At 66.8% G+C, this 5933-nt stretch carries 5 protein-coding genes, 1 tRNA gene and 1 pseudogene; 2 read left to right on the forward strand and 5 right to left on the reverse strand.

Annotated features, from left to right (window positions below; genetic code table 11):
• Together FMQ63_RS38290 and FMQ63_RS36655 are read left to right on the forward strand one after the other, a co-directional pair.
• Positions 1-198, forward strand: a 198-nt coding sequence (locus FMQ63_RS38290; protein WP_228556570.1) for a hypothetical protein, incomplete at its 5' end; no start/stop codon positions are given.
• Positions 199-856: 658 nt separating this feature from the next.
• A pseudogene (locus tag FMQ63_RS36655) lies at positions 857-1912 on the forward strand (IS3 family transposase).
• Positions 1913-2019: 107 nt separating this feature from the next.
• Here FMQ63_RS36655 and FMQ63_RS36660 read toward each other — a convergent pair.
• The 5 genes from FMQ63_RS36660 to gap form a co-directional block, all read right to left on the reverse strand.
• Positions 2020-2101: transfer RNA gene (locus FMQ63_RS36660), tRNA-Leu, on the reverse strand.
• Between the two features lie 103 nt (positions 2102-2204).
• Entirely contained in the window at positions 2205-2603 is a 399-nt protein-coding gene (secG, locus tag FMQ63_RS36665; protein ID WP_011552885.1) for a preprotein translocase subunit SecG, read from the reverse strand.
• Positions 2604-2698: 95 nt separating this feature from the next.
• A complete protein-coding gene (tpiA, locus tag FMQ63_RS36670) occupies positions 2699-3469 on the reverse strand; it encodes a triose-phosphate isomerase (RefSeq protein ID WP_011552884.1) in 771 nt (256 codons plus the stop codon).
• Positions 3470-3508: 39 nt separating this feature from the next.
• Positions 3509-4696, reverse strand: a complete 1188-nt coding sequence (gene pgk, locus FMQ63_RS36675; RefSeq protein WP_011552883.1) for a phosphoglycerate kinase — start codon at positions 4694-4696, stop codon at positions 3509-3511.
• A 39-nt stretch (positions 4697-4735) separates the two neighbouring features.
• Positions 4736-5746, reverse strand: a complete 1011-nt coding sequence (gene gap, locus FMQ63_RS36680; protein WP_011552882.1) for a type I glyceraldehyde-3-phosphate dehydrogenase — start codon at positions 5744-5746, stop codon at positions 4736-4738.
• Positions 5747-5933 lie beyond the last annotated feature (187 nt).

The following is a 5933-nucleotide window of genomic DNA, read 5'->3' on the forward strand; positions in this document are numbered from 1 at the left end:
TATTTGGTTTTCAAAGAGCGAGTCGCTTGTCCTGCCAGCGACTTCTTGCTACCATCTTCTTCGTTGCTGCCTCGCCGTCTTTTTTCTGCCCGGCGGGGTGTCAGCTTCTATTTCAGTTCGGCGTCTTCTGTCAAGCTGCTGTTTTCGCCGTCCTGCTGGCTTCCGGAGTCTTCAGCGCCGCCCAGTGGCTTCCGCTGATTTCCTCCAGAGGGGCGCGGCTTCTACCGCTTGGCCGCCCTCCCTGTCAACCGCTGCTTCGTTGACCCCCTCGACTCGTCCGCCCTTTCTTCCGGGCTTCTTCGTCGGGGCGCGGCTTCTACCACCACCGCGTCTCCTGTCAACTCGCTGCGTTGACTGCCGTATTCCATATTGTCGTACTGACTCGCTCGAAGTGCCTTCCGCGCCAGTGCGCGGGCTTCTTTGCGAGGGGCGCGGCTTGTACCACCACCGCGTTTTCTGTCAACCGGCTATGTTGACCACCCTATTCCGTATTCTGGTGGACGAAGGACGTTCGCTGCGACACGACACGCGGACCAGGCGCCCTCTCCGCACCTGCAGTGCAAGTTGGCGTGGACGCGGCGGCGAAGGGGTCCGCGCGGGGCTGAGCACCTTCTGGTGGCCACAGTCGCGGCCCTGCTGGCGGTGGGCGGCCTGCTCCGGCCGCGCACGGGGCGGTCGCGGTAGAAACGGACACTGCTGCTCCCCCGCCCAGCGCCCAGACGCGGCACTACCGCTCTGAGCGCTTGGCATGGGTTCTAACGTGGAGCCTCTCGTTGGGCCACGGGGCTGAATGCGAGCAGGGGGCTTCACCGCACGACGAGCCGGTTCATTCGTTTCCAGTTCATCCGGACGCGCTGTGCTGTGGAATAGTCCCCTGGAGTTGCCCCCCTCAAGTCCGACAGGAACAGTGAGGCGGAAGAAGGAGGCCGTGCCCCGGTTGCGCAGGGGCGAGGAGCTCGACGCGCTGTCGCGGGAACTGGGCGTCACCGCGGTGGTGCTGAGCGAATGGCGGGAGAATTTCATGGCCGGCGCTGAGGCCAACCTCAAGAGCCGGAGCCGACAGACGATGCGGTGCTGCAGCTGAAGGCCATGGTGGGCGAGTTGATGATGAAGAACGAGTTGCTCGCTGAGAAGGCCCGTCTCCTGGAGGGCAACGCGCCGGGTTTTCCCTGAAGGAAGTCGAGAGGATGAGCGCCTGCCTCTCGCCTTGCAGCGGCAAGCGGTAGGGGCTGGCGCTCATGACGGCCACCTGGCGCGTGCCCCGTGCCACGATGTCCCGGCGCCGTGCCCGCCTACGCACCGTGGCCACGCCTGCAGCTCGGCGCGGCCCCAAGACGGCGCTGACGGACGAGGCACTGCTGGAGGCCATCCGCGGCGTGCTGGCGGCGGCGCCCTTCCTGGGCGAGGGGCACCGCAAGGTGTGGGCTCGGCTGCGTGCCCAGGGCGTGCGCACCTCGAAGGCGCGCGGCCTGCGGCTCATGCACGAAGCGGGGCTGCTGGCACCAGGCCGCACCCGCCGGCTGCTGGGGCCGCACAACCACGACGGCTCGATTACCACCGACAGGCCCGATGTCATGTGGGCGCCGATGCCACCTGCACGGTGACGACGTTGGAAGGACAGGCAACCGTCTTCATCGCCGTCAACCATGGCACTGCCGAGTGCGTAGGCATCCACGCCGCCAAGGTGGGAAGCCGCTTCGAGGCTCTCGAGCCCATTCGGCAGGGCATCAAGGCGCGCTTCGGTCGCAAGGAGCAACTACCCTGGGCGCACGCCTTCGCCACCGTGGAGGAACTCCGGCTGGCCCTGCTGGAATGGGCCTACCAGTACAACGAGCACTGGCTACTTGAGCGCCACGACTTCCTTTCGCCGAGTCAGGCCCGACGGGAGCTGAGGCTGAAGCAAGCGGCCTGATGACGACCAACCTGGTGTCTCAACAACCTGGTGCGGCACACCAGGAAGCCTGGCCTCAGAAACGAAAAAGGCCCCCGAGTCTTTCGACTCGGAGGCCTGATTCGGAGTGCCCAGGGCGGGATTCGAACCCGCACACCTTTCGGCGCCACCCCCTCAAGATGGTGTGTCTACCAGTTCCACCACCTGGGCGTTTGCTGCGGCGTCCATCTACCGGAGCTTTCTGATTCACGCAACGACAATCTCAACCGCTGCGTGAATCAGATTCTTCCTACGAACCACGTACCGCGAACGACTACTGCGCCGGAGCCGGCTCACCCGTCGCCGGGTTGCCACCACCCTCGGCGGGCGGAGTCGACTGCTCGCCGCGCGGCTGCTCCATGCTGCCCGGAGCCGCGTCACCCGAGGTCGCCGGGGCCGACTGCGCCGGAGGCGAAGCCACCGAGCCACCCGCCGCCACCGAGGAGCGCAGCCCCACGAAGGACAGGCCGAGCGAGCTGAAGAAGAAGAGCGCGGCGAAGACGCCGGTCAGCTTGCTGAGGAACGTCACCGCACCCCGGCCGCCGAAGGCGCTCGTGGCGGCACCACCGCCCAGCGCGGAGCCCATACCGGCGTCCTTACCCGGCTGGAGCAGAATGACGAAGATCATGAACACGCACACCAGGACGTGCACGATCGTGACGAAGGTCAGCATGTGGACTCTTTCAGACGTTCCGTGAAAAGGAGGCGCACCCTACACCAAAGTGGTGATCGGGTGACAACATCTTCCGCCCGCCCCCAGGATCAACTCTAAGTGGCCGCCTTGACGATGGCCGCGAAGTCGCCCGCCTTCAGGCTCGCGCCCCCGACAAGCGCCCCGTCAACGTCCGGCTGGCCCAGCAATTCCGCGGCGTTGTCCGGCTTCACGCTGCCGCCGTACTGGATGCGCACCCGCCCGGCCGTCTCCCCGTCATACAGGCGCTCGACCAGCCCCCGGATCGCCGCGTGGACCTCCTGCGCCTGCGCCGCCGTGGCGTTGCGCCCCGTCCCAATGGCCCACACCGGCTCGTAGGCCAGCACGAAACCCGCCACCTCCTTGGCCCCGAAGCCCTCCAGCGCCCCGCGCACCTGACGCTCCACCACCGCCAGCGTCTGGTTCGCCTCGCGCTCGGCCAGTGTCTCGCCCACGCAGATGATGGGCGTCATCCCCGCCGCGCGGACCGCCTTCGCCCGCTTGTTCACCTGCTCGTCCGTGTCCCCGAAGAGCTGCCGGCGCTCGGAGTGCCCCACGATGACGTAGGCGCACCCCAGCTCGGCCAGCATCGGCGCGGAAATCTCACCCGTGAAGGCGCCCGAGGACTCCCAGTGACAATTCTGCGCCGCCAGCGCCAGCGGCGCGCCTTCCAGCGCGACATGCAGCGGCTGCAGCGCCACGAACGGCGGCGCCACCACCACCTCCACGGTGTCCCCCAGGGAAGCCACCTGCCCTCGCAGGTCGCGCACCAGGGCCAGCGCCTCCGGTACCGACTTGTTCATCTTCCAGTTGCCAGCAACGATCTTCCGACGACGCGCGGTGGCCATGGTGTCCCCCAGGGGTGTGTGGTGTGTCGGACGCGGAGCCTACCGCGTCTCCAGCGCCTTGATGCCCGGCAAGTCGCGTCCTTCCAGGAATTCCAAGGACGCCCCTCCACCAGTGGACACATGGCTCATCTTGTCCGCGAAGCCCATCTGCTCCACGGCCGCCGCGCTGTCCCCGCCGCCGATGACGGTGGTGGCCTGCGTGTTGATGGCCATGGCCGCGGCGACGGAGCGAGTGCCCTCGGCGAACTTGGGGACCTCGAACAGGCCCATGGGCCCGTTCCACACCACCGTCCTCGCATCGCGGATGTGCTGCGCGAAGATGGCGCGCGTCTTGGGACCGATGTCCAGGCCCATCATGTCCGGCGGAATCGCGTTGTCCGGCGTCTCCGTGGCGGGGCTGTTCTCCGTGGGCTCGGTGCCCACGATGTGGTCCACCGGCAGGACCAGCTGCGTCTTGAACCGGTGCGCAGCCTCCAGCAGACGCGTGGCCAGCGACAGCTTGTCGCCCTCGACGCGGGACTTGCCCACCTCGACGCCCTGCGCCTTCAGGAAGGTGTACGCCATGGCGCCACCGACGAGCAGCGCGTCCACCTTGGGCAGCAGGCTCTCGATGACCTTGATTTTGTCGCTCACCTTCGAGCCACCCAGGATGGCCACGAAGGGCTTGTCCGGGTTCTTGAGCACCTTGCCCAGGTACTCGATTTCCTTCCGCATCAGGAAGCCGGCCGCCTTCTCCTTCACGAAGGGCACCATGCCCGCGGTGGACGCGTGGGCGCGGTGGGCGGTGCCGAAGGCGTCGTTGACATAGACGTCCGCCAGCGCCGCCAGCTCGCGGGCGAACGTCTCGTCGTTGGCCTCCTCTTCCTTGTGGAAGCGGAGGTTCTCCAGGACGACCACCTGGCCGTCCTTGAGCTCCTTCACCTGCTTCTTCACGCCGTCACCGACGCAGTCGTCGGTGAGGATGACTTCGTGCTTGCCGCCGAGCAGCTCGGCGAGCCGCACGGCGACAGGCTCCAGCGACAGCTTCGGGTCCGGTCCCTTGGGGCGGCCGAGGTGGGAGGCCAGGATGACCTTCCCGCCCATTTCGAGCGCGCGCCGGATGGTGGGCATCGCCTCGCGGATGCGGGTGTCGTCGGTCACGCGCCGTCCTTCCATCGGGACGTTGAAGTCCACGCGGATGAAGACGCGCTTCCCGGTCAGCTGCAGATCATCGATGTAACGGATCATCTCGGTCCTTCCCTCTCGGTGCCCTGAACGCCCTTGGGACTAGACGCCCTTGGAGACGAGGAACTTCGCCGTGTCCACCATGCGGTTGGAGAAGCCCCACTCGTTGTCGTACCAGGCCATGACCTTGAGCAGGTTGTCGCCCATCACGAAGCAGTTGGTGGAGTCGAAGATGGCCGAGTGCGGGTTGCCGTTGTAGTCCACCGACACCGTCTGCGCGTCGCTGAACTCCAGCACGCCCTTGAGCGGGCCTTCGGCGGCCTTGCGGAAGGCCTCGATGACGGCCTCGGCGGTGACCTTCTTCTCGGTGTTCACCGTCAGGTCCACCAGGGACACGTTCGGGGTCGGCACGCGGACGGCCAGGCCGTGCATCTTGCCCTTGAGCTGCGGAATCACCTCACCAATGGCCTTCGCGGCGCCGGTGCTGGTGGGAATCATGGAGAGCGCGGCGGCGCGGGCGCGGCGCATGTCCTCGTGGGTGAGGTCCAGGATGCGCTGGTCGTTGGTGTAGCTGTGGACCGTGGTCATCAGGCCCTTCTCGATGCCGAAGTTGTCCACCAGCACCTTGGCGATGGGCGCCAGGCAGTTGGTGGTGCACGAGGCGTTCGAGATGACGTGGTGCTTGGCCGGGTCGTACTCGTTGTGGTTGATGCCGTAAGCGATGGTGATGTCCGGGCCCTTGGCCGGGGCGGAGATGATGACCTTCTTCGCGCCCGCCTTCAGGTGCTTCTCCGCCGCGTCGCGCGCGGTGAAGCGGCCGGTGCACTCCAGCACCACGTCCACGTTCAGGCTCTTCCAGGGCAGCGCCGTCGGGTCCTTCTCCGCGGTGACGGTGATCTCCTTGCCGTCCACCACGATGCCCTTCTCCGTCGCCTTCACCTCACCCGGCCAGGTGCGGTGCACGGAGTCGTACTTGAACAGGTGCGCCAGCGCCGCGGGCTTGTCGAGGTCGTTGATGGCGACAATCTCGAGGTCTTCCTTGCGGCTGAGCACCGCGCGGAGGATGCAGCGACCGATGCGGCCAAAACCATTGATGGCAATCCGGGTAGCCATGTTCGTCGTCTCCTTGAGCAGTGGGTGCCAGGCACCCACGGGTCGTCACGTCAAAATCGAGGGCGGCCGACCGTAGGCATCGCGACCCGCCGAGTCAACGCCCGGCGACATCCCCGCGACGACGCGCACGCCGAAGCTGAACAATCACCCCGAGCAACAGCCAGACGGCGGTGCCCGTTCCCCCACC

Origin of the sequence: Myxococcus sp. CA005 (genome assembly GCF_006518205.1) — a bacterium.
In the GTDB taxonomy this organism is placed as follows: domain Bacteria; phylum Myxococcota; class Myxococcia; order Myxococcales; family Myxococcaceae; genus Myxococcus; species Myxococcus xanthus.

What these genes read in the sequence shown, in the direction of transcription:
- secG (WP_011552885.1), bottom strand. Translation starts at nt 2,603, where the DNA reads ATGCTGACCTTCGTCACGATCGTGCACGTCCTGGTGTGCGTGTTCATG.
- tpiA (WP_011552884.1), bottom strand. Translation starts at nt 3,469, where the DNA reads ATGGCCACCGCGCGTCGTCGGAAGATCGTTGCTGGCAACTGGAAGATG.
- pgk (WP_011552883.1), bottom strand. Translation starts at nt 4,696, where the DNA reads ATGATCCGTTACATCGATGATCTGCAGCTGACCGGGAAGCGCGTCTTC.
- gap (WP_011552882.1), bottom strand. Translation starts at nt 5,746, where the DNA reads ATGGCTACCCGGATTGCCATCAATGGTTTTGGCCGCATCGGTCGCTGC.